This is a genomic window from Robertmurraya mangrovi (assembly GCF_034427655.1).
Taxonomy (GTDB): Bacteria; Bacillota; Bacilli; order Bacillales; family Cytobacillaceae; genus Robertmurraya_A; species Robertmurraya_A mangrovi.
Genome location: NZ_JAXOFX010000004.1, coordinates 391,358 through 414,708, shown reverse-complemented (window position 1 = coordinate 414,708; position 23,351 = coordinate 391,358). Strand labels below are relative to the sequence as shown.

Below are 23,351 nucleotides of genomic sequence, written 5' to 3'. Positions count from 1 at the left end.
ACCCTCTCAGGTCGGCTACGCATCGTCGCCTTGGTGAGCCGTTACCTCACCAACTAGCTAATGCGCCGCGGGCCCATCTATAAGTGATAGCCGAAGCCATCTTTCAATGTTCCTTCATGAGAAGAAATATATTATCCGGTATTAGCTCCGGTTTCCCGAAGTTATCCCAGTCTTATAGGCAGGTTGCCCACGTGTTACTCACCCGTCCGCCGCTAAGTTTCAAAAGCAAGCTTTTAAAACTTCGCTCGACTTGCATGTATTAGGCACGCCGCCAGCGTTCGTCCTGAGCCAGGATCAAACTCTCCAATAAAGAGTAAGATTTAGCTCTTAAAATAAATAATAAGTTTAAACGTTGACGTTTCTGTTTTGTTTAGTTTTCAAAGAACTATTTTTTAAGACGAGACATTATCATAACATCTCAATTTCTTAAAGTCAATTACTAATTTCGATATTTTCTTAACCGCATCAGCGGCAGAACTAAATAATATCAAATTGAGTTGTTAATGTCAACAACTCTTTTATTTTCTCGCGATAAGTTATCAGCGAGAGTTACTATATTACTATCCTAGCATAACAAAGTCAATAACATTTCATAAAAAAATTAAGGGAGTTCTTTTTTTCTTTTTAATATGTACAAACCTATAAATATTTATTGATAAATTAATTTTAACCATGGTGTTAATATTCAATTTCCCTTTTAAAATAACAAAAAAGAGAGACACTTCTGCCTCTCTTGCGATTATACCGCTTTCGTATCCCATTTCTTCTCTTCTTGCACAAATAAAATTCCTAATTCGTGGTGATCGCCTTCATAGAGCGCTCTTTGAACAAAACGGATTTCTCCATTTGTATCAATTACTTCTAGTTTACAATGAGCTCGATTCCGTTGCAGTGCTTCATAAAATCCTTGCTCATCATGAACATGAGTTCCATTCACTTTAGTAACTAACTCACCGACCCCTAATGCCATTTTAAAAGCAGGTGAATCTGGAATGATACCTAAAATCATCACACCATGGTTTCTCTTTGAAAAGTAAAATGGTAGATTCTCCTCTGATAGTCTTTGACTCAATGTTAAAAGCTCTCGCCCAATAATAGCTAACGCTACCACCGCTATCGATAGTGTAGGTATCCAATAGCTTCCTACAGAAAATAGTACTAGAAAAATACCGAGTGCTATCACCCTTTTTCCCAGGATTGAAATAGCTTCTTTTGGAAGCATTCCTTGTACTTGTTGGTGAAACCCTACTGCAAAAGGTACCAATAATAGTGAGTAAGCTTGGTCGCCTACATTGAATACCGGCCACCATTCGAAAGGGATTTGAATAGCTGATCCAGGTATCAACAAAAATACAGGGAGCATCCATACTCTCTTTACTTCATGAACTCCAACTCTTTGTCCACGCTTACTTTTTATTAATTTTGGGGACGATCCTTTTGAGCCATTTTTTAAAATTAAAATTCCCTCACCAATCACAAGAAGAGCTAACAAAGCCGCAATGGAAGGATAGATTTCCCCGTCCAAAGCATTTAAAATGTCTGAAAAAAACGGAATAGACCACTCTCGACTTCCTGCAAGAAGAGTCACAAAGAAGGCAAAACCGATTGTATACCCAGGTGACAGCAACCTTACTTTAGTAGTTAAGCTCCATAGCACAGTAAAAAATGCTACAAATATAACAGCCGCCATGGGTACAACGAGACCTACACCAATGGTTAATACTGAAAGGCCTAACCCTATTAATATGCCAATAGGTAGTAACTGTCTTAGTTCAAAATATGCATTTTCTGCTCGAATATGAAAATTGCTACGCTCTCTTTTAACACGAGAAACTCCTAGAACCGCAGCCATAAATAACAAATAATAAAATATTGGGTGTAAAAAGAACTTTCCTGTTCCTTTTAGCAATTCAATTAGCCAATCTTGAGCCAAGCTCCTCACCAACCTCGCGATAAAATCTTTGCTAGATTTTTACCTAATACTTCTATTCTACCAAAAGAGGTTGGTGACAGGCACCTGAAATATTTTTGTAATATTTTGGATTGTGGAACATTATTGGTGACAGGCACCTGAAACATTATTGTAATAGTTGAAAAAGAAAAGTTATTCTAATCAAAATAAAAGATGACAGGACCATTACAGGTGCCTGTCACCTTTTTTATTTGTCACCATTTATATTTTTTATCGAGCAATAAACCTCAGTGCCGTTTGCAATTGTATGTCATTTTCTTCTTTTTTCATCTCAGCTACTACCGCCTGTTCAAGCGCTCCTGCCGTTTCACTATCAATTTTACCACTCACAGATAGACCCGCTTTTTGCTGGAATGCCTTAACCGCTGTTTCAGTTACTTCACTAAAGTATCCATCTTCCCTACCAGGAGCAAAGCCTAATCCTGACAGCATTTGCTGTGCATTTTGAACTTGTTCACTGTTCATATCCTTTTCTAACGGCTTTTCAACTTGTAATGGGTGGGTGTGATAGATGGCCGGTTGCTTCACTTCCATATTCGGCTTGATGCCCTCTTTATGAATCCAGTTTCCATCTGGAGTTAGCCATTTATATAGAGTTAATTTAATATTACTACCATCACCCATTGGTACGGCTTGCTGTACTGTTCCTTTACCGAACGTTCTCTCACCAATCAAGGTGTAATTTTCGGCTTCTTTTAAAGCACCTGCTAAAATTTCCGAAGCTGAGGCACTACCTTGGTCGATCAATACAGCTACTTTATAAGGCTTTTCTTTCTCCAGCGAAGAGAAATAGCGAAGTTTTTCTCCATTTCTTTTTTCAATCTGCACAAACGGTTTTTCCTTAGACACAAACTCTTTTAATATTTCTTGTACACTATCAAGAAGCCCACCTGGATTTCCACGAACATCAATCACTAGCCCTTGAATTCCTTGCTTCTCCATGTCGGTTAGTTGTTGTTTGAATTCTTTAGAAGTATCTTCTGAAAACGATCGAATTTGCAAGTAACCGATTTTTTTACTACCTTGCTGCTTAACATCTCCATAAACCGTTATTTGTGGAATCTCATCACGTTTCACTTCGACGACTAAAGGATCCTTTAATCCTTTTCTAGCAATCTCAATTTTTACTTTTGTTCCTTTTTCCCCACGAATTTTAAGTGTGGCTTCGTATAGATCTAGTCCCTCTACACTCTCACCATCTACTGATAAAATTTGATCATTTGGCTTTAATCCCGCTTTTTCCGCTGGAGAATCCTTGAACGGAGCAACAATGACAATTTTCCCGTCCACCATACTCACTTCGGCTCCAATTCCTTCAAAAGAAGATTCCAGCGTTTCATTGAACTGCTTAGCGGTTTCTTTGTCCATATAAACCGAGTAAGGGTCCTCAAGGGTCGTCAACATCCCCTGAATTGCCCCTTCAACCAGCTTTTCCTCATCTACTTTTTCCACATAACTACTTAAAATAAGTTCGTATGCCTTCCCTACTTTATCTAATTCTTTAAAATCAATTTTTTCCGTTTCCGAAGCTGAATTCGCTCCTTGTAATTGTTCTTTTCTTGTATCTTCCTTTATATTCGTCAACTGCAAAACAGCATATGTACCGCCTGCACCTGTTAACAGGGACCCTGTCATCAAAAGTGCCACTATTTTTCTGTTCATTTTCTTCCTCCTCGTAACCAATAGTTGCTTATATCAAAAGCTGTCCTAATCATCCTATGGTTCACTATATGATGTTAGAGGACAAGTTATGAAGAAATCAACGGTAAACTTGTGCATAATTAAGGCTATTTTCTCACATTAACCCGTTAAAGGTAGGAAAACCTATAACATTACTGTAAAATAATTCATATATAATAAAAATTAGGGGTTTCTATAATGGATAAAGTGTTACCTAGGCATAATCAAATCGGGGAAAAGATTAGAAACATTAGAAAAAAGAAAAAAATGACTCTAGAAGAGTTGGCAGAAGGAATTTGCTCTTTAGGGAAAATGAGCAACATTGAGAATGGACGCCAGCCCGTAAAGGAAGATGAGCTACAGAAGATTAGTAAAAAGTTAGAAGTTCCCATGAGCTATTTTGTTGATCCTGAAATAGGGGACAAGCTAACGGAGCTTGATTTCGCCAAACAGCACATTATTGAATTAATGGCGTTAAAAGAGTGGAGCTATACAGAAAAAAATATTGAAATGTTTAAAGAGAAGGTTCAACAATATCAGATTCCTAGCCGACTGATTGATTATTACTACCTTTCTGGGATGCTACATTTAAAGCTCGGGCAAATTGTAAAAGCAGAGCAAGATTTCTCTCACATTCTTTTAGAAGATAATCATAACCCATATACAATCCGACTAAAAATTAAAACTTATAACGCCATTGCTAGTGGTTATTTCAGCCAGAAAAAACTATCAAGGTGTTTACATTTTCTGAACCTTGGCCAGGATCTTTCTAAGGATAATCCTACTATTACGAAGGAAGAGAAAGAATTACTATACTATAATTTTTCGATTTATCATTTATACACAGGTGATTACTTAAATGCATTCCGCTTCATTAATCAAATTCAAAATCACGTGATAGAAAAAAGTGAAATCGATTACATTAAATTACTCGTTACCATTCTTCAAGACGAACATATTAATGATGTAAAAGAGTCTCTCCTTTCATTGCGTCAGAGCTGGCAAGCGAGTAAAAATCAAGAGTTTATTATTAGAGGATGGGCTATATCTACATTATTAGCTGTTCAATCGTATGGTCTTCAGTCAGACATAGCAAAAAATTTAAGACATGAATTTCTTTACTACCTTGAAAATGATAACAGCCCATTAAAAGAATTAAAGCTCTCTATTATTCAGCTTGGAATTTATCTACAATTAGAACAAGTAGATGATAAAGAATATACTGAGTATCTATTTAAATTAGCCGGCGACTTGTATGAGGGTATTGAACAACGAAGTATACAAGCGCGCAACTTATTTTTGGAAGGAAAATACCACCTAAAGTTTGGAAAAAAACAGGAGGCTTCAACCTTCTTTGAGTTGGCTCTTTCAACACTTGGTCAAGAAGATGAAAGCTTCTTAAAGGCAGAAATTTACTATCATATTAGTAAGATGAACCAAGCAAACAGTATAGAGATGTCAGCTCTAGATATTTATTATAAAAACTTGAAAAATCAATTCTTGTTCACTTATTTTGACGACTTGATTTTACCAATATTTAAATATTAAAAAACAGCCTGTGGATTCTCTCCACAGGCTGTTTTATCATCTGAATAATTGGGTATTCTATTAATAGAATACTAGTTTTAAAGTGGAACGATTCCTCTAGGATCGATTGAATTCGATTTTCTGCTGTTCCAAGGGCCTTTATGGAGTTCAAAGTGTAAATGTTGACCAAAGGATTGACCAGTATTACCCATGTACCCTAACTGCTGTCCTTTAGAAACCACTTCTCCTTGGCCTACCGATCGACTTCTCATATGCGCATATACAGTTGTATAAATTTGCCCATCAATGGAATGAGATAGGAATACAACATTTCCGTAGCTTGTTGAGTAGTATGACTGGATAACAACACCGTCAGCTGCCGCTACAATTGGAACGGTTCCCTTTGCTGCGATATCCACACCTGCGTGTAGACTGCCCCAACGATGGCCATAACCAGAAGAAACATAACCTGCAGCTGGTTTTGTAAATGTACCATCAGAAACTGGTGGAGCGCTAACGGAACCCCCACCGCCACCATTATTTTGTTTTCTTCTTTGTTCTTCTAAACGACGTTGCTCTGCGATACGGTTTTGCTCCAATTGAATCGCTTTTTGCATCGCTTGTTGTTGAGCAGCTAGTAATTTACTTTCTTCTTCTAGCTCCATTTTATCTGCATGCATTTGCTCTTCTTTTCGTTTTAGCTTCGCCATAAGCTTGTCTTTCTCAGACTTCTGAGATTTTAAGCTTTTCTTCATCGTTTCAAGTTCTACTAACATACCTTCTAATTTAGCAAGTTCTGCTTCTACTTCTGTTTGCTTTTCTTCTAGCATTTCTTTGTCCAACTTGTGCTCACGAAGAATATCCTGATCCGCTTCTACAATGGTTGCCACAGCACCAAGGCGATCGATAAAGTCACCAAAGCTCTTCGCACCCATTAACACATCTATATAACTAACCATACTTCCATTCTCTTGGAAGGAACGAGCACGATTCTTTAATAACTCATTTCGACGATCAATTCGTTCTTTTAGAACTTTTATTTCGTCTTGAAGCTTTTCAATTTCATCTTTAGTTTCTTTAATCTCTTCTTGCTTATCCATAATCTTGGTTTCTGTATCACCAATTGCTAAATCAAGTCTTCTAATCTCATTATTTACTTCCGCTTGCTCTTCTTTATTTTGTGAAAGATCTTTGTTTGTTTCACTAATCTTTGAGTTTACGTTCGATCGCTTCTGTTCTATTTCATTCTTCTTCTCTTTAAGAGAATTCAAATTATTAGCATATGCTTTTTCAAGAGGAAAATCGGTTACCGTTCCTCCAAAACCTATAGCTGCTACTACGGATAAAATAATTATTTTCTTTTTCAATCCGATTTCTCCTTTCCTATGTAACCATATGTACAGGTAAATCGTTTTTACTTAAGTATGTTTTTAAACTTCCTTACCGAAATTGAAACTTTTTCCAATTCTTAACCGTCTAATATGATTGAAGGTAGAAGGGCTGCCCAATCCCCCCCGGGGCCCTTCTTTGCCTTACGTTTATACTTTCAAGAACTTTCTAATGGACATCATACTTCCCCAAATACCAATGAACGCTCCCATTAATATTAAAATTCCTGATACTTGATAAATAAATGGGTTAAACTCTAGTACTTGAATGAAGTGGCCTTCTAATTTCGGTTGGATAAAATCAAAGGCATAGTTATAAACCGTTGCAATCAAGGCAATCGGAAGAATCGCTCCTAGTAACCCTAACCATAAGCCTTCAAGGAAGAAAGGCCAGCGGATAAACCAACTAGTGGCACCAACTAATTTCATAATTTCAATTTCTCTTCGACGAGAGAAAATCGTAATTTTAATAGTATTCGAGATTAAGAACATTGCTGTGAAAAGTAACCCAACAACAAGAGCAATTCCCACATTTCTACTCACTTTAAGGAATTCAAATAGCTTTTCTATTTGTCCTTGACCATATTTTACTTTAGATGCGTACTCAAATTTTTCAATTTGTTTAGCTACTTTCATCGTATCTAATGGGTCTTTCGTTTTTATGACAAACACATCATTTAGGGGATTGTCCTGTTCGAACATTTTAAAAGCTTCCCCTTCTTCACCTAAACTAGCAATCAAGTTTTCTAGCTCTTGCTCTTTAGAGGAGTATGTTACACTCTTCACTTGAACAATCCGCTCGATTTTTTCCTTGAGTAAATTCTGATCCTGCTCTGTCGCTGCTACATCAATGTGAACGCGGATTTCAACATCTTCTTCAATCGTTGTAGCAACTTTATTTAAATTCATCATGATGACGAAGAATACACCAACTAATAAAAGCGTAACCGTTACGGCACTGGCTGAGGCAAACGTCATCCATCCGTTACGACCTAAGCTCTTTACACTTTCTCTAATGTGACGATTAAAGGTTCTAATTTTCATAGCCGTAATCACCTCTCTGTTCGTCACGAACAATTTGTCCACCTTCAATTGCTATTACTCGATGTCTAATGGTGTTAACAATTTCTTTATTGTGAGTGGCCATTACAATGGTAGTGCCTCTAGTATTAATTTCCTCAAAAATATTCATGATTTCCCATGAGGTATCAGGATCTAAGTTTCCTGTAGGCTCATCGGCAATCATGACCTTTGGTGAGTTCACAATGGAACGGGCAATCGATACCCTTTGTTGTTCCCCACCTGATAGTTCGGTTGGGAGCATACGAGCTTTATGCTTTAATCCAACTAAATCTAATGTTTCCATTACACGTTTTTTAATATATTTCGGTTGCTCTTCAATAACTTCTAACGCAAATGCTACATTTTCATAAACCGTTAGTGTTGGGAGGAGTTTAAAGTCTTGGAAAACGACCCCTATATTTCGGCGTAGAAGTGGTACTTTACTTCCTTTAAGCCTTCCAATGTTCACTCCATTAATGAGAATGTTGCCTTTTGTAGGCTTTTCTTCTCGATACATCATTTTTATAAAAGTAGATTTGCCGGCCCCACTTGGACCAACCACATATACAAACTCACCTTGTTTAATTTTAACGTCTATCCCATTTGCGGCTGTAACACCGTTTGGGTACTTTTTATATACTTCTTGCATTTCTATCATTTTTTATCACCTAATAGTTTGTCTATTTTTGTTGGAAGAGCGTATGTACCTTTTAATTAAAACTGGAATTTAGATACAAAAAGGCCTTTATACAGAGGCCAAACAACTTGCTTACAAAGCAGTATTCACTGGAGTACGGTCAAAGATGGAAGCTGAAATTAAATAAAACATCCACTCGTATTTTCCACAAAAAACGACAAATTTTTTATAGTCTTAAAAATCCATTTACTAGAATGTCAAATTTCGCAAAAAAATATTTCACAATTACACATCATTCATTATATCATCAACATTTGACAAAAAAACTTATAAAATTATTACAGTTTCTTTTCAACCATGTCACAATAGAAGAACCATTTTCCTCTATTAGAGCAATACTACCAGAATATATACTACATAAAGGGTATAAATTCCTTCTTTTTCTATCATTTTCGCGAGGTTTTCTACAAAATATTCCAGTTTAAATGTCATAGAACTATCAAAATTCTTAAAAAGTGGATAGTATGCGGATGATGTTAGTAGAGTTGTGGGTATTGTTGATTCCTGTCTATTTAGAGTGTTACTGACTTGGTTTGTAGAAGATTTTCTCTAATTTTGTGAAATTCTTGGATATATCCTCGAAAGATCAGTTATATTCCCGAAACAAGAGTATGAACATCGAATAACAAAGTATTCTCTCGAAAGTGGGTAGGAGAGGTTAGAATCGTCAATCGCTGAGGCAATAAAAGAGGGAGAAAAGCTAGAATAGATAGAAAAAAACGTTCTGACTTACCAGAACGTTCCTCCCATCATTATTTCTTAGCAGCTAACCACTCAGCTACTTCAGATGCTTCTCCACCTTGTAGTAATCCGCCTGGCATTGCACCTTGGCCTTTAATGATAATGTTTTCGATGTCTTCTTTAGCTAGCTTAGAACCAACCTTAGTGATGTTTGGTCCAACTCCACCAGCTAGATCCGCACCATGACAGCTAGAGCATTTGTTGTTGTAAAGCTTTTCAGCGTTACCTGCGCTAGCAGTTGTTTCTTCACTTCCGCCACCGCCATCAGCAGCTTCGTCTCCACCGCCGCCACAAGCAGCTAGAACTAAAGAAGTACCCATTAATAGAGCTAATAGCTTCTTTTTCAAAAGAACTCCTCCTCAGGAAAAATATACATAATATACGACTTCATTATACCAGTACTATGCCCTTTTGAAACCCTCGCCGAGCACCTCTGCAGCATCCATAACAACGATAAATGCAGTAGAATCAATGGTTTTGACCAGTTGTTTCAATTTTGTGAACTCTGTTTGATCAACCACACACATTAAAACCGGGCGTTCAGAATCAGTATATCCTCCGTACGCTGATAGTTTTGTCACACCACGGTCAATTTTATTCAAGATTCCATCACGAATTTCATCTTGTTTACTAGTAATAATCATAACCGTCTTGGAACGACTCCAACCAACCTGCACTAAATCTATCGTTTTACTCGTAACATAAAGAGCGATTAAAGCGTATAAACCACGTTCGATATCAAATAATAAAGCTGCTGCTAACACAATCATTCCATCAATAATGACTACGCATGTCCCTAGCGTTAACCCCGTGTACTTATTAATAATTTGTGCCGCTAAGTCAGTTCCACCTGTAGATGCTTTCCCCCGAAAAACAATTCCAAGCCCAAGCCCTACACCAAGTCCACCAAACAATGAACCAAGCAATGGGTCCATCGTCCAAGGCTCAACATCTTTTGTTAGAAAAACAACAAAAGGAAGAAAAATGGTTCCTACTAATGTCTTAATACCGAATTGTTTTCCTAGTAAAACCACTCCTGCAATAAAAAGCGGGATATTAAAAGCCCATTGAACATAAGCTGGTTCCCAACCAATGGTGGAATATAGAATAGTACTAATCCCACTGACCCCACCAGATGCGATTTTATTTGGCAGTAAGAAAACATTAAAAGATCCTGCTACGATCCCGGAACCAATAAGGATATATATGTATTCTAGTATTTTATCTAAGGTGGGGTTATATGTACTTGTCCGTTTTTTCTTCATCTTTCCTTCTCCTTTATGCTATAACCGTGTTGAAAAATACATATCCAAATTTATTTTGGTAAGAGTAATTTTATGGCAACACTTATTCGTTATGAGATATAAAAACAAGTTCTTTTGAACCTATTTTAATTCTAACCGAAAGTGAGTATAGCACGGACTATTCAGTGTGTAAATGCCATTAAACCACCGTATTAAAGGGTTAAATATAGGGTGTGTAAAAATGAGGAAGTTATGAATTAGGTTTAAAAATAGAAAAAGGCATTTAGAGCTAAAACTCTAAACACCTTTACATTAAGAAGTTTGTTTTTGGACAATTCCTATAGCAATCGTCTCAAGTATCGGCCTCACACTAGAGGAACGTCCTTTTGCCGTTTCAATCATTGAAATCAATTGGGAAAGTTCTTTTGGTGACAGTAACTCAAAAGCCCAGTCAACAAACTCTTCGTTTGTTAAGGACATTTTCTTTGTAGGTACCTTTATATATTTATATCGATCCAATTCTTTTTGAAGGTAATTTTTATAATACTGATTTTTAACCAATATTAAATGCTCATTCGAGTTAGATTCTTTAATCATCTCCACTATCTCCCTTTCAGGATTGTTCTAAGAGGTTTCCACCAAAAAAACTATTATTATATCAATCTAGCTGTTCTAGATAATAGAAAAGCTTCCAACATACTCTTTATTGAACATTTATTTACAATTTAGCACAAGAGTAAAATGTGTTACGGCTATATCCCTAAAATAGTGTTGCTATTGGCATTCAGTTAGTGGTATTACCACTTTTTATTTCATAGAACTTTATTCTATTCATTTTGAATATTTTTTTCAATAGTTATTGAAACATACCTGAAATTTCATTAAAAGCACAAACATATCCATTTTACTTTTATTTCAAAAGTACATTTTCTTATGTAACGTGTTCTTCTGGGGGACAAAGAATTAATTAACACTGCTCTAGCATTGAAACCGCAAAAAAACCACGAATTCGATAAAAAATCGTGGTTTTACAATTATATTATCACTACTACTGATTTTTCAGTATACGTTTAAAGTCATTTATTTCACTTTCATGCTTAATAGAACGAGCCGATAAAATATCAATGACCTTTTGTTGTCCTTCTAGCACATCTTTCAACTCATCTGCTTTTGCATCAATATGCTTCTCGATTTGCTCGAAGTACGGTCCAAGTCCATTAATAAGGTTATCTTTTAACTGGTCTTGGCCAATTTTAAGATCCTCTACATCTGATTTGAGGTATTTGACATCTGACTTTAAGCCCTTTACATCTGTTTTGAGATCTTTGACACCTGACTTTAAGCCCTTTACATCTGTTTTGAGATCTTTGACATCTGACTTTAAGCCCTTTACATCATTACTTAATTGCTCTTGGCCAGTTTTAAGATCCGTTACTTCTGTTGTTAATCGGTCTTGGCCTAATCTTAGATCCGTTACTTCTGTCGTTAATCGGTCTTGGCCTGATTTTACATCCATTACATCTGTTGTTAATCGATCTTGGCCTGATTTTACATCCATTACATCTGTTGTTAATCGATGTTGTCCTGTTTTTAGATCCGATACATCTGTTGTTAATCGATCTTGGCCTGACTTTAGATTTGTTACATCTTTTGTTAATTGATTTTGTCCTGCTTTTAGATCCAATACATCTGTTGTTAATCGGTCTTGACCTTTTTCTATATTATCTAAACGATGATTAACTTTTTGAAATTCTAGGAGTAGTTGGTTCAAAGTTTCTTCCATCTTAATCACTCCTTTTTTTCATAGATTATAACACGCTTATAAAAAAATGGTGTGAACATTTTTCTTCAAATTACTTTAGATCTATAAAAAACACCTACTATAACTCTGCTAGTAGGTGTAAGTATTTATATGCTATATTTTATTTTGTCCCCTTAAAGAGAACCTGTTAATCACAAATGATAAGATCCTTAGTTTACTGCTCTAAACTAAGCTTAGAACGCAAGTATGCATTAATGAAATTATCCAAATCTCCGTCCATAACCGCTTGAACGTTTCCAACCTCCGTACTCGTACGGTGGTCTTTTACCATGGAATATGGGTGGAAAACGTAAGAGCGAATTTGGCTTCCCCAGCCGATTTCCTTTTGCTCTCCGCGAATCTCTGCTAGTTGCTCTTCTTTTTCTTCAATTTTCTTTTGATAAAGTTTTGCTTTTAGCATTTTCATGGCTTGCTCACGGTTTTTGATCTGTGAACGCTCCGTTTGACAGCTCACCACTACGTTTGTTGGTAAGTGGGTAATACGAACGGCTGAGTCCGTTGTATTGATATGCTGCCCACCGGCTCCACTCGCGCGGTAAGTATCAATTTTTAAATCTTCCGTACGGATATCGATTTCAATTTCATCGTTGAATTCCGGCATAACCTCACAAGAAACGAACGACGTATGACGACGGCCTGAAGAATCAAATGGAGAGATCCTTACAAGGCGGTGTACTCCTTTTTCAGCCTTCAAGTAACCGTATGCGTTATGGCCCTTAATCGCTAAAGTTACACTCTTAATTCCCGCTTCATCACCAGGAAGGTAATCGAGTGTTTCAACCTTAAAGCCACGCTTCTCTGCCCAGCGTGTATACATACGTAGCAGCATAGAGCCCCAGTCTTGTGACTCCGTTCCACCAGCACCTGGGTGAAGCTCAAGGATGGCATTATTTTTATCATAAGGTTCGCTTAATAGTAGTTGAAGTTCAAAATCAGCAAGACGGCTAGTCAGTTCCTTTAGTTCACTAACTAACTCTTCTCTTAGTTCTTGGTCATCTTCTTCTCTTACAAGCTCGTAGGTTAACTCTAGATTTTCATATGTCTCGTACATCTCATGAAATACGTGTACTTGATCTTTCAATGCATTCGATTCTGAAATGACCACTTGTGCAGCTTGTTGGTTATCCCAGAAGTTCGGATGAAGCATTTCGTCTTCAAGCTGTGCGATACGAGCCTCTTTGTTATCTAAGTCAAAGAGACCCCCTAAAGTCTGCTAATTTCTTAGCTGTTTTTTCAAGTTCATTACGAATTTCTGCTAATTCCAATGTTCTTCACCTCTATGTTTATTTTTATAAAAATAGTTTAGCCAGAAAAGGAGAGTCAGCAAAGCAGTATAAAAACAACTCTACTGGCCCTCCTTATTTTAAAAATGATGCAAATTATCCAATCTGCCCACAGCAGTTTTTATATTTCTTGCCGCTTCCACAAATACATGGGTTGTTACGGCCCACATCAAGCTGCTTCACGACAGGTTTTTTCTTAACCTTTTCGCCGTCTTCTTTCGGATTCACCGCTTGGCCTTTAGCTACCTCTTCACGCTCTAGGTTGTTGCGGATTTCCGCTTTCATCACGTATTTAGCTACATCTTCTTCAATAGAAGCAATCATGTGCTCAAACATTGCGAAGCCTTCATGGTTGTATTCACGTAACGGATCGGTTTGACCGTATGCGCGTAGGTGAATCCCTTGACGAAGCTGATCCATTGCATCGATATGGTCAATCCACTTAGAGTCAACGGCACGTAGAACAACAACCTTTTCAAATTCGCGCATTTGCTCTTCAGAAAGCTGCTCTTCTTTTTCATTGTATCGTTCTTTAATCTTAGCAAAGATTAAATCAGTAATCTCATCTGACTCTTTACCTCGGATATCGTTTACAGTGATGTCACCTTCATGTAGAAGATTACCATTCACATAATCAATTAAACCTTGTAGGTTCCAGTTTTCCGGATCTTCATGACCAGGTGTAAATGCCCCTACATTTCGGCTTAGAGAAGTCATAATCATTTTTTCAACGATTTCACGAAGGTTTTCTGATTCCAATACTTCGTTACGTTGAGTATATAGGATCTCACGTTGTTGACGAAGAACGTCGTCGTAAGATAATAGTTGCTTACGAGCATCAAAGTTATTACCCTCAACGCGTTTTTGCGCTGATTCAACTGCTCTTGATACCATTTTACTTTGGATTGGCTGAGAATCGTCCATACCTAGACGAGTCATCATCGCTTTCATATTGTCAGAACCGAAGCGGCGCATTAACTCATCTTCCATTGAAAGATAGAATTGAGTTACCCCTGGGTCTCCTTGACGACCAGAACGTCCACGTAGCTGGTTATCAATACGACGAGATTCATGACGCTCTGTACCGATTACTGCTAATCCGCCAATCTCCTTAACACCTTCGCCAAGCTTAATGTCCGTACCACGACCTGCCATGTTGGTAGCGATTGTTACCGCACCTCTATGACCCGCTTCCGCGATAATTTCCGCTTCACGCTCATGGTTTTTCGCATTTAAAACATTATGCTTGATGCCTTTTTTCGTTAAGTATCTAGAAATTAACTCGGAAGTTTCAATCGCAACTGTACCAACAAGAACTGGTTGGCCTTGTTGATGACGTTCAGCAATATCTTCACAAACAGCACGGAACTTCCCGTCCATGGAAGCATAAATTAAATCCGGACGGTCATCACGAACAATGTCTCTGTTTGTTGGAATCACAACAACATTCATATTGTAGATGTTGCGGAACTCCTCTTCTTCTGTTTTCGCTGTACCCGTCATACCTGAAAGCTTTTCATACATACGGAAGTAGTTTTGGAACGTAATCGTCGCAAGAGTCATACTTTCGTTTTGAACTTCAAGACCTTCTTTTGCTTCAATCGCTTGGTGAAGTCCGTCACTATAACGACGACCTTTCATTAGACGACCAGTAAATTGGTCAACAATCACAATCTCTTCTTCTTGGACCACATAATCAACATCTTTATGCATACTTACATGTGCTTTTAACGCTTGATTAATATGATGATTTAATGAAACATGACTAATATCAAAAAGGTTTTCGATTCCGAAGGCTTTTTCCGCTTTCGTAATCCCTTCTTCTGTTAACTGAACACCTTTTGTTTTTTCATCGTACGTAAAATCTTCATCTTTTTTCATCGTACGTACAAATGCATTTGCTTGGATATATAGGACGGTTGATTTCTGAGCCGTACCAGAAATAATTAACGGAGTACGTGCTTCGTCGATTAAAATGGAGTCAACCTCATCAATTACAGCATAAAAAAGAGGACGTTGTACCTTTTGCTCTTTATAAAGCACCATGTTATCACGAAGGTAGTCAAAGCCTAGCTCATTGTTCGTGCTATACGTAATATCGCATGCGTAAGCAGCTTGCTTTTCTTCTTTTGATAAACCATTCGTATTCAAACCAACTGTTAAACCTAGGAAAGTATAAAGCTGACCCATTTCAGTCGCGTCACGACTTGCTAAGTATTCATTGACCGTAACAACGTGAACACCTTTTCCAGAAAGCGCGTTTAAATAAACAGGCATCGTCGAAGTTAATGTTTTCCCTTCCCCTGTTTTCATCTCCGCGATGTTTCCGTCATGAAGAGTCGCTCCCCCCATTAACTGAACTGGATATGGATACAAACCAAGAACGCGCTTTGCTCCCTCACGAACAACCGCAAATGCCTCTACTAAAAGATCATCTAATGTTTCACCTTTTTGGTAACGTGCTTTAAATTCTTCGGTTTTCCCGCGAAGCTCGTCATCACTTAAAGCTTCCATTTTTGAAGCAAGAGCATCAATCTGCTCACTAAGTCTCGTTAATTTTTTCAACTCGCGTTTATTCGGGTCAAAGACTTTATTTAAAATTCCAAGCATCCAAAACGCTCCCTTGTATATGAAATCGCTCTTTTAGTTAGTAAAAAGAACACTGTTATTAATATCACTATGAAAAAAAGATTCGCCTTTTTTACGCAGAATCCTTTTTAAAATATTCGATGTATTCCCTACTAATATTACCACTTCCGCTATAGAGTGACAACTTGCAGAGAAAATGTGCTGGATTCGACAGAAAAAGCTGGCAAAAGGGGCCAGCTTAAAGGTAGAAACAAATATTGAACTACTACAGGATACCGCTAGTTTCTGCATATTCCTTAACCATTGCATATTCTAAATCCCTCAATGGTTCAGCTAGCTCATCTTTCATCTCACTCACGATTTTTTTCAGGCTAGACTCTGAGATTTCATATCTAGTTGCAATTTCTTTCATTGTGATTTCTATAAATGGATTAATAGACATCACAACATATTCCGTTGCAGCAACATATAAATCTGCCTTCACAATTCGCTTTGGTTTACGAACACAGAATTGGTGCCAGAGGATAATTCCTGCACTAATAAACTCTTCTGGTGCATTTAATTCATTCATAACTTCCTCAAACTTTAATGCAACCTTTGAGTGCATGGGATTTTCCCAATCCAGATCGTTCGCTGACACCTCTAAAGCCTCATATTGTAAGTTAAAGATAGACAGAAGCAGCTGCTCCTTTAAAAATTCTTTCGGATCTTCATATGGAGATTCATCAAACGTTTGTTTAAAATACATTTCAATATTGTCTGAGTTTGCACTCAAATCAAAATCAAAGAAATCAGGGAAGAAGACTTGCTCGTCGTTGAAAGGTACCAAGATTCCGAATAAGAAATTACTAATTGGTTCCTCACTGTTGTCTAATACTTTAACAATTTCAGTGTCCCCTGTTAGACTATCCTGAACAACCATTTCCTGCGCGGAGTAAGAAATAATTTTCCCTACAATTGGTTTCGCTTCCGTCCAAGAGTTTAAAATCTCCCTAAGCATCGGACGCTGAATCATTTTTCCTCTTTGTTTTATATACTTTTGTAAAATGGTTTCGCCGTCATTAAGAGGTTTAAAGATGCTAAACCAAATGGTATGCGTGAGAACTAAAAATTCCATTAAGGGTTCTTCGATGTTTTCTGGATCTCCGAATACATAATCGAAATCAGCGTCGATTTCAAAGTCATATTCATCTAATCCATATCTAATGATATCCCCTTGTAGATCCATGATTTCATTCTCTAATATGGAAGTAATAGAGACCGACTCATTGGCTCCACAACATTTTTTATACTTTTTTCCGCTACCGCATAGGCAGGGTTCATTTCTTTTTTGCTTTATTGCCATTTTAAAACCTACTTTCTTTTACTGCTTTATAAATACTAGAACTAGCCCTATTAAATTGTATTGCCCTATTATATAAGTATTTTTGCTAGAAATTTGTCAGTTTCTGTTCTCACTATTTGTCTTATTTAGTAGAGATTTGGATAAAAGTATTTTAGTTGACTCTAGCCTGTTCACAATTTCATATTATAAATTATACAGATGTTAAGTCAAACACAAAAAAGTAGCTACCTACTAGAGGCAGCTACTTTCTTGTTAACCTTGCTTCTTCATGTAATCCAAAATATCTAAGTCAATTTTACCCTTCTCTAGCTCACGAGCTTCAAAGTTTTCTGTGTGAATGTATGTTGTTAATGCTTCATATAGAGACTCTTCTGAGTTGTTTTCTTTAAGATAGTTTAATCTTTTTAAATGAGTTACTAATTCTTCCTTTAGTTCCCCTTCAATCGCTGCAATTCGCTCTTGTTTGGGAGGCGCAAAGTATAGTTGTTGAAGGTGATAGATACGAATCAGTTCCTTAATCGGTTGAGGATGATCATCGACACGAAGATCAATATAGCGGTCATTAAAGCCCGCGTAACCACCTTTCTCTTTTACTACTAAAAGAGCTGCTGATTGCTGACCACGGCTATCTCCACCAGCATCTTGACCTGCATCAAGTGCGGCTAACAATCGTTCAGCTAATGTACCTTCAGTATTTTTGAACGTCTGAGCCATTGCCTGAACCGTTCTCTCATCTACTAAAATATTTCCTTGAGCCGCAAAATGCTCACCAGCAATTCCACCAGCCCAATCATAGCACTTCTCACCCGTAAAAGTAGCTGCATTTCCATTCGCATCAATGATTCCTACTTGTCTTAGCTCTCTATCAGGGTCGTCCTTAGTAATTAATTCAATAACATCTTGTGCCGATTTTCCTTGTGCAAACAGTTCTAAAGCTTGCGGACCATACGCTGTGTTGGCATATGATTGTGTAGCAACAGCTCCTACTCCTGCCTTTGCAAATGGAACAACCGCACCAACACCTAGAAATTTAGATTGAACTGCTATGCCCCATTCTTTTTCCTTTGGACAGTAGCCTACGATTGAGAAAGTCATTTGTATTCCTCCCAAGAATAATAGTTTTCTATTATTTCGAGGTTCGAATAAAATAATCCTTCTTATTTTTTATGGAAAATGTTTGTTTTTAGACAAGAGGAAAAATGATTTTAGAAGTTGTATAATTTATGTAGGATAATGAAGGAGGTTGATATAAATGTCTTCTAAGAAACCTAACGTAAAGGAAAAACAAGGTTCTTATGAATTTAAAGAGGAACGGTTCGAACTGATTGAGGGAGTTAGGTATGACATGCAAGCAGCTCCTACAATTAGACATCAACAATTAGTAATGTACCTGTGTAAAAAATTTGAAGATACATGTGCACCAGATGGGCTAGTCCTTACCTCCCCAATTGATGTAATGTTTGATAAGGAAAATGAATGTCAACCAGATATCATTTATATCACCAACGAAAATCTTCACATTGTTACTGAGAAAAAAATCATGGGTGCTCCAGATATTATTATTGAAATTCTCTCACCAAGTACCAGTAATAACGATAAAATACGAAAAAAAGCAGTCTATGAAAGATTTGGTGTGAAAGAATATTGGATAGCTGACCCTACTCATCTATATGTAGACCAGTTTGTACTAACTGATAATAAATACCTACTTGCTCATACCTACGGGAACAAAGATACCATTCAATCTGAATTATTCTCATGTATTAAAATAGATTTAGAAACTATATTTAGCCGATTATTGGTATTTAATAAAGAATAAGAGCATAAGTAAACCCGTAATCAAAAGATTACGGGTTAGAATCTAATTATTATTGTGCCTCAATTAATCCATAGCGTCCATCTTTACGCTTATAAACCACGTTAGTACGGTTAGATTCAGCATTCATGAACACGTAGAAATTATGTCCTAATAGGTTCATTTGAAGAATCGCCTCTTCGCTATCCATTGGCTTTAAGTCAAAGCTCTTTTGGCGAACTACTTCTAAATCAGTATCTTCTTCAACCGCTACAGCACCTTGATCTTCAAAAGTAGCAAAGAATGCATTCACATTTCCTTTTTCACGGAACTTACGGTTAACTTTAGTTTTATGTTTACGAATTTGTCGTTCTAATTTATCAGTGATTAAATCGATTGCAGCATACATGTCATGATGAGTCTCCTCAGCACGTAACACTAAATGCGGCATCGGAATTGTCACTTCCACTTTCGCTTGTTTGTCATTATACACTTTTAAATTTACATGTACATTAGCATCAGGAGTTTCAGTAAAATATCTTTCCAACTTAGCAATCTTCTTCTCTACATACTCTCTGATTGCTGGAGTTACCTCAATGTTTTCACCACGAACGTTGTACTTCATAAACGAACTCCTCCTTCATTACAATTCGGCTCTTTTATAGAAATACCTATAAAAGTATGCCCAAAGTCTTAATAGTGAAAGGATGTTATTTTTTGTTAAAAACACCCTTTATTAAGACTATGTATTATACTTCTATTTTACCCTATAAAACTCCTTCAAAAACAGTGAAAAAGTTTGAAAAGATTGTCGAATTGGTGAATATCACTTATTTCCTACTTCTAAAAAAAAAAAAAAACGACCTTCAGCTAAGTAGGTCGGATTAATTTATTACTTCTTTTTATCCAGGAACATTCCATCTGCTGAAATGTTTCCATATGGGTTTTCATATTGATTATTTGTGTTTTTTCTTTGTTGTAGGATCCTAAGATCATCCTTAACAAATGTCATTTTCTCAGCTAACAAAGTGCTAATTCTGCTTTCTAGCTGAATTAAATCTTCCTTAACCCTCTCTTCAAGTACCTTTGACAAATCAGGAAGTTGATTCAAAATTACTTGTCGCTCTTCTAACAATTTAAAAACTTCCTCAATATACGTTTCTCTTCCCTCTATAGGAAAAGCTTTATTAAGATGCGCCTCAAGTTCTTTTGTTTTTTGAATAAAGGAAACTAGTTCATTCACTAGGCTTGACCACTTTCAACATGTTGGTTTTTCTTAGAAAGCTGAATAACCTCTTTCCAAGTGTTACGGAATTCAGTAACATAGCCCTCTACTTCATCAAGAATCTCTAAACTATTTTTTGTATTTGCATCTATTAATCTATGATGAATATAATCATACATTTGTAACATACTTTTTGAAATTTCAACGTCCATATTTAAAGTAAGCATAAGCTCTTGAACAACATCTTGAGCTTTTACTAAATTTACATTTCTCTGTTCGATGTTTCTTTCATCAATAGCTTTTTTAGCTAGCTTTATAAACTTTAAACAACCGTTATATAACAAAAGAGTTAGTTCACCTGGTGATGCGGTATTAACAGAATTCTGTTTATATGCTTGATATGGTTGATTTACACTCATTCATTACTCACCCTTCTTAATTTAAATTTTTAGTATTCTTGATGTTAGTTAATCATGGGTTGAGTTATTTAGATCCCATCATGGATCCAAGTTGTGCCATAAGCTGGGAAGATTGATCATTCATTTTTTGCATAGCTTTTTCCATGGAAGTGTATTGTTCCCAGTAGCGCTTTTCTTTATTTCTTAAGCGGTCTTCAAAACTATCAATACTACTTTTCATTCTTAGCAAATCTTTACCCATGGAGTAACCATGGTCAGTTTTAAAGGAATTTCCTGCCTTTTCTTCTATCTTCTTCATCGTATCAGATATTGAAGAACGTAGTCGACGTGCCAAACCTTGTTGCTGATAATTAGGTCCATCTGCCATAAATAGCTGGTAGACTGCTTCGGGATCAGCTTCAAGTGCCGCTTTTAATTTTTCCTCATCAATCTCAAGTTTTCCGCCATCTAAATAATCCTTCGTTGTTTTAATACCAAGTTCAGTAAGTTGATTATATTTACTATTTGTTCTGGTAGTAGCATTTGCAGTAACCTCTGCGTACATATCCATACGCAACTTTGAAAGTCCACTAGTAAGTAAGGAATCACGTCTTAAAAGGCCACTCTTAGCTTTTTCTTCCCATTGTTCTATTTCTTTTTCTTTCATTCCAGCTCTTTGTTCATCAGTTAATGGAGTAAAGGTAGTAAAGCGTTCTTCCTTAATCTTGCCGTTAATTTTTCCCACTAACTCATTATACTTATCAAAGAAGTCTTTTATATTTTTTACAATTTCATCTGTGTCACTTTTAATATTGATGGTTGAAATTTCTGAACCTGTAGAATTCTTCTTTAATGTAAAAGTAACATCATTCATAGTAAACGTATTGGACTTTCGGGTAGTTTCTAATCCATTTATAGTAAATCTAGCATCTGTTCCTGTACCAGGAACATCTGCTGACAATCTTAAGACACTAGTAAAGAATGAATTATTTGTTTCTGATGTAATAGCTCCATTAGCATCACGTGTTACATTAACAAAATTAATCTCACTACCATCGCCAGTTGTATTAAAGTTTCCTGTGTCAGTTCTATTAGCTACAACTTTATCAGAACTACTATCATAAAAGATATTTATACCAGCGTTGGATCGATTAATAGTAGAGAACATATTAATTAAAGAGGTCGATCCATCAATAGAGAAATTTTTATACTGTGACTGACCAGCCTCATTATATGTCTTCACTTCAAAATCAATATAATTGTGCTTGAATTTGACTTCAAATGTATGTCCTTCTTCAATTATATCCCCAAAAACAATTTTTCCTGAACTATCATCTATATATACTTTTCCTGCTGCACGAGTAGTAGGGATCTCGCCTATAATAACATCAGTACTTTGGTAAGCTTTAACTTCTGTCGCGCCATTTTTTATTGCAATAGGGAAGGTAATATCTGAAACTGCACCTTTTGTTAATTGAAATTCATTAGCCCCATTTGTCGGAGAGGAGAAGTTATTTGTAATAACCTCAGTCTGTTTCCAAGGAATTAAGACTGGTGGATCCTGTTGTAATGATGCAAAATTATTTTTCTGAGACCATAAACTTTTCGTTGAATCAATCTTAACTGGTGACGGCGGTGTTCCCTCTACTTTTGAAATTCCAGTACTACTTTGTCTTCTCGCAGCAGTTGCAAGTGTAACATTGCTAATACTATATGAAACATTACCTGCTTCAGCAGAAGCGGTAGCTGTAACAAACTCTGTATTAGATGAAGTTACAGTTCTTTTTAACATTTTGGATTGTTTATAAATGTTATCAAAGATAAAAGTGTCAAATTCTTTTAATAACTTATTCATGTCTCGATAGTTATCGCGCTGCCATTCTACTACTTGCTTTTTCTGCTTAATTCGGTCGAGTGGCAATCTTTCTGCCTTCATCATGGAATCAACTATGGATTGTGTATCAAGTCCACTTGCTAATCCTGAAAATCGAATACTATTCAAATTTCCTCCTCCTTACTATAATTTTTTATCAATAAATAACCCTAAGAACTCAGTCATTTTTGCATACACATCTAACAATTCTCTATCTGGTATTTCTCGAATAACCTTCTTCGTCTCCTGATCAACCACTTCAACGTAGAATTTATCTAGTTTGTCATGAAGTTTGAAGCTAAGATTGGTATATTTCGGTTGTAAAAATTCATTAATACCATTAACAATGTGTTCCGCCTCTTCTTTAGACAAGCCTTTTGTACGCTTTTCTTCTAGTTCCAACTTTTTCTGTTCTTGGTGTATTTCTTGTTGTTGTTCGATAATTGTACTTTCCTGCACTTGTTTTTTTGAATAATCAGTAGTATTTTCAATAGAACTTGTAGAGGAAGCCAAACTATTAATCTTCATATGAACAACTCCCTATTATTATCCTAAAGTTTATATCGGCATTTAAAGATCGTTTTTAAATGCTAGATAGAAAAATAGCAACCAAATTTGAATTGATGCTGAATATTATTTTAATAGATTTAAAACCGTTGAGGTTGAACATAGGCTTGGGCTAGTAATGAATGTGAAACTTGTATTATATA

At 36.4% G+C, this 23,351-nt stretch carries 20 protein-coding genes and 1 rRNA gene; 2 read left to right on the top strand and 19 right to left on the bottom strand.

The genetic code is table 11. From position 1 onward, the window contains the following. From SM124_RS09555 to SM124_RS09545, 3 genes are all read right to left on the bottom strand, one after another. Positions 1–310 (bottom strand): 16S ribosomal RNA (locus tag SM124_RS09555); the annotation flags it as partial. Positions 311–739: 429 nt separating this feature from the next. Next, positions 740–1,933 carry a PDZ domain-containing protein gene (locus tag SM124_RS09550; protein ID WP_322446283.1) on the bottom strand — a complete coding sequence of 398 codons (1,194 nt, stop codon included), beginning with the start codon at positions 1,931–1,933 and terminating at the stop codon, positions 740–742. 249 nt (positions 1,934–2,182) lie between these two features. Then, complete coding sequence (locus SM124_RS09545) at positions 2,183–3,634, bottom strand: S41 family peptidase (RefSeq protein ID WP_322446282.1); 1,452 nt, start codon at positions 3,632–3,634, stop codon at positions 2,183–2,185. Positions 3,635–3,850: 216 nt separating this feature from the next. On the opposite strand from SM124_RS09545, the gene SM124_RS09540 reads away from it, so the two are divergent. Further along, positions 3,851–5,200, top strand: coding sequence for a helix-turn-helix domain-containing protein (locus SM124_RS09540; RefSeq protein ID WP_322446281.1), 1,350 nt, complete (start codon positions 3,851–3,853; stop codon positions 5,198–5,200). Between the two features lie 77 nt (positions 5,201–5,277). On the opposite strand, the gene SM124_RS09535 is transcribed toward SM124_RS09540, so the two are convergent. The 11 genes from SM124_RS09535 to SM124_RS09485 all read right to left on the bottom strand — a co-directional run bounded on the left by SM124_RS09535 (position 5,278) and on the right by SM124_RS09485 (position 18,445). Beyond that, positions 5,278–6,546 carry a murein hydrolase activator EnvC family protein gene (locus SM124_RS09535; protein ID WP_322446280.1) on the bottom strand — a complete coding sequence of 423 codons (1,269 nt, stop codon included), beginning with the start codon at positions 6,544–6,546 and terminating at the stop codon, positions 5,278–5,280. 171 nt (positions 6,547–6,717) lie between these two features. Further along, complete coding sequence (gene ftsX, locus SM124_RS09530) at positions 6,718–7,611, bottom strand: permease-like cell division protein FtsX (RefSeq protein WP_322446279.1); 894 nt, start codon at positions 7,609–7,611, stop codon at positions 6,718–6,720. Then, on the bottom strand, positions 7,601–8,287 hold the full coding sequence (ftsE, locus tag SM124_RS09525) for a cell division ATP-binding protein FtsE (RefSeq protein WP_322446278.1): 687 nt from the start codon (positions 8,285–8,287) through the stop codon (positions 7,601–7,603). Before ftsE ends, ftsX begins: the two co-directional genes overlap by 11 nt. A 791-nt stretch (positions 8,288–9,078) precedes the next feature. Further along, entirely contained in the window at positions 9,079–9,414 is a 336-nt protein-coding gene (gene cccB, locus SM124_RS09520) for a cytochrome c551 (RefSeq protein WP_322446277.1), read from the bottom strand. 54 nt (positions 9,415–9,468) lie between these two features. After that, entirely contained in the window at positions 9,469–10,332 is an 864-nt protein-coding gene (locus tag SM124_RS09515; protein ID WP_322446276.1) for a YitT family protein, read from the bottom strand. A 291-nt stretch (positions 10,333–10,623) separates the two neighbouring features. Then, a complete protein-coding gene (locus SM124_RS09510) occupies positions 10,624–10,908 on the bottom strand; it encodes a hypothetical protein (RefSeq protein ID WP_322446275.1) in 285 nt (94 codons plus the stop codon). 451 nt (positions 10,909–11,359) lie between these two features. Then, entirely contained in the window at positions 11,360–12,094 is a 735-nt protein-coding gene (locus tag SM124_RS09505; protein ID WP_322446274.1) for a hypothetical protein, read from the bottom strand. Positions 12,095–12,287: 193 nt separating this feature from the next. Further along, positions 12,288–13,398, bottom strand: a protein-coding gene (gene prfB, locus SM124_RS09500) for a peptide chain release factor 2 (protein WP_322446273.1) whose coding sequence is annotated in 2 segments (ribosomal slippage) — positions 12,288–13,325 and positions 13,327–13,398 — 1,110 coding nt in all. Because the reading frame shifts where the segments join, the coding sequence is not laid out codon by codon here. Positions 13,399–13,512: 114 nt separating this feature from the next. After that, on the bottom strand, positions 13,513–16,026 hold the full coding sequence (gene secA / locus SM124_RS09495; protein ID WP_322446272.1) for a preprotein translocase subunit SecA: 2,514 nt from the start codon (positions 16,024–16,026) through the stop codon (positions 13,513–13,515). A 244-nt stretch (positions 16,027–16,270) separates the two neighbouring features. Beyond that, positions 16,271–17,350, bottom strand: coding sequence for a YecA family protein (locus tag SM124_RS09490; protein ID WP_322446271.1), 1,080 nt, complete (start codon positions 17,348–17,350; stop codon positions 16,271–16,273). A 252-nt stretch (positions 17,351–17,602) separates the two neighbouring features. Continuing rightward, on the bottom strand, positions 17,603–18,445 hold the full coding sequence (locus SM124_RS09485; RefSeq protein ID WP_322446270.1) for a DUF1028 domain-containing protein: 843 nt from the start codon (positions 18,443–18,445) through the stop codon (positions 17,603–17,605). A gap of 157 nt (positions 18,446–18,602) precedes the next feature. Here SM124_RS09485 and SM124_RS09480 point away from each other — a divergent pair, with 157 nt between their 5' ends. Further along, positions 18,603–19,169 (top strand): Uma2 family endonuclease, encoded by a 567-nt coding sequence (locus SM124_RS09480; protein WP_322446269.1) that lies wholly within the window; start codon positions 18,603–18,605, stop codon positions 19,167–19,169. A gap of 49 nt (positions 19,170–19,218) precedes the next feature. Here the strand turns inward: SM124_RS09480 and hpf are convergent, their stop codons facing one another. From hpf to flaG, 5 genes are all read right to left on the bottom strand, one after another. Next, positions 19,219–19,770, bottom strand: coding sequence for a ribosome hibernation-promoting factor, HPF/YfiA family (hpf, locus tag SM124_RS09475; RefSeq protein WP_322446268.1), 552 nt, complete (start codon positions 19,768–19,770; stop codon positions 19,219–19,221). A 267-nt stretch (positions 19,771–20,037) separates the two neighbouring features. After that, complete coding sequence (fliT, locus tag SM124_RS09470; protein ID WP_322446267.1) at positions 20,038–20,388, bottom strand: flagellar protein FliT; 351 nt, start codon at positions 20,386–20,388, stop codon at positions 20,038–20,040. Then, positions 20,388–20,789 carry a flagellar export chaperone FliS gene (gene fliS / locus SM124_RS09465; RefSeq protein ID WP_322446266.1) on the bottom strand — a complete coding sequence of 134 codons (402 nt, stop codon included), beginning with the start codon at positions 20,787–20,789 and terminating at the stop codon, positions 20,388–20,390. Before fliS ends, fliT begins: the two co-directional genes overlap by 1 nt. A 64-nt stretch (positions 20,790–20,853) precedes the next feature. Continuing rightward, entirely contained in the window at positions 20,854–22,770 is a 1,917-nt protein-coding gene (locus SM124_RS09460) for a flagellar hook-associated protein 2 (RefSeq protein ID WP_322446265.1), read from the bottom strand. Positions 22,771–22,785: 15 nt separating this feature from the next. Further along, positions 22,786–23,169: a flagellar protein FlaG gene (gene flaG / locus SM124_RS09455; protein ID WP_322446264.1), complete on the bottom strand. Its 384-nt coding sequence runs from the start codon at positions 23,167–23,169 to the stop codon at positions 22,786–22,788. Positions 23,170–23,351 lie beyond the last annotated feature (182 nt).

Excerpts from the sequence above, each read along its gene's own strand:
- SM124_RS09545 (WP_322446282.1), bottom strand. The coding sequence starts at position 3,634 with ATGAACAGAAAAATAGTGGCACTTTTGATGACAGGGTCCCTGTTAACA.
- SM124_RS09540 (WP_322446281.1), top strand. The coding sequence starts at position 3,851 with ATGGATAAAGTGTTACCTAGGCATAATCAAATCGGGGAAAAGATTAGA.
- ftsX (WP_322446279.1), bottom strand. The coding sequence starts at position 7,611 with ATGAAAATTAGAACCTTTAATCGTCACATTAGAGAAAGTGTAAAGAGC.
- ftsE (WP_322446278.1), bottom strand. The coding sequence starts at position 8,287 with ATGATAGAAATGCAAGAAGTATATAAAAAGTACCCAAACGGTGTTACA.
- SM124_RS09515 (WP_322446276.1), bottom strand. The coding sequence starts at position 10,332 with ATGAAGAAAAAACGGACAAGTACATATAACCCCACCTTAGATAAAATA.
- SM124_RS09510 (WP_322446275.1), bottom strand. The coding sequence starts at position 10,908 with ATGATTAAAGAATCTAACTCGAATGAGCATTTAATATTGGTTAAAAAT.
- SM124_RS09505 (WP_322446274.1), bottom strand. The coding sequence starts at position 12,094 with ATGGAAGAAACTTTGAACCAACTACTCCTAGAATTTCAAAAAGTTAAT.
- secA (WP_322446272.1), bottom strand. The coding sequence starts at position 16,026 with ATGCTTGGAATTTTAAATAAAGTCTTTGACCCGAATAAACGCGAGTTG.
- SM124_RS09490 (WP_322446271.1), bottom strand. The coding sequence starts at position 17,350 with ATGGCAATAAAGCAAAAAAGAAATGAACCCTGCCTATGCGGTAGCGGA.
- SM124_RS09485 (WP_322446270.1), bottom strand. The coding sequence starts at position 18,445 with ATGACTTTCTCAATCGTAGGCTACTGTCCAAAGGAAAAAGAATGGGGC.
- SM124_RS09480 (WP_322446269.1), top strand. The coding sequence starts at position 18,603 with ATGTCTTCTAAGAAACCTAACGTAAAGGAAAAACAAGGTTCTTATGAA.
- hpf (WP_322446268.1), bottom strand. The coding sequence starts at position 19,770 with ATGAAGTACAACGTTCGTGGTGAAAACATTGAGGTAACTCCAGCAATC.
- fliS (WP_322446266.1), bottom strand. The coding sequence starts at position 20,789 with ATGAGTGTAAATCAACCATATCAAGCATATAAACAGAATTCTGTTAAT.
- flaG (WP_322446264.1), bottom strand. The coding sequence starts at position 23,169 with ATGAAGATTAATAGTTTGGCTTCCTCTACAAGTTCTATTGAAAATACT.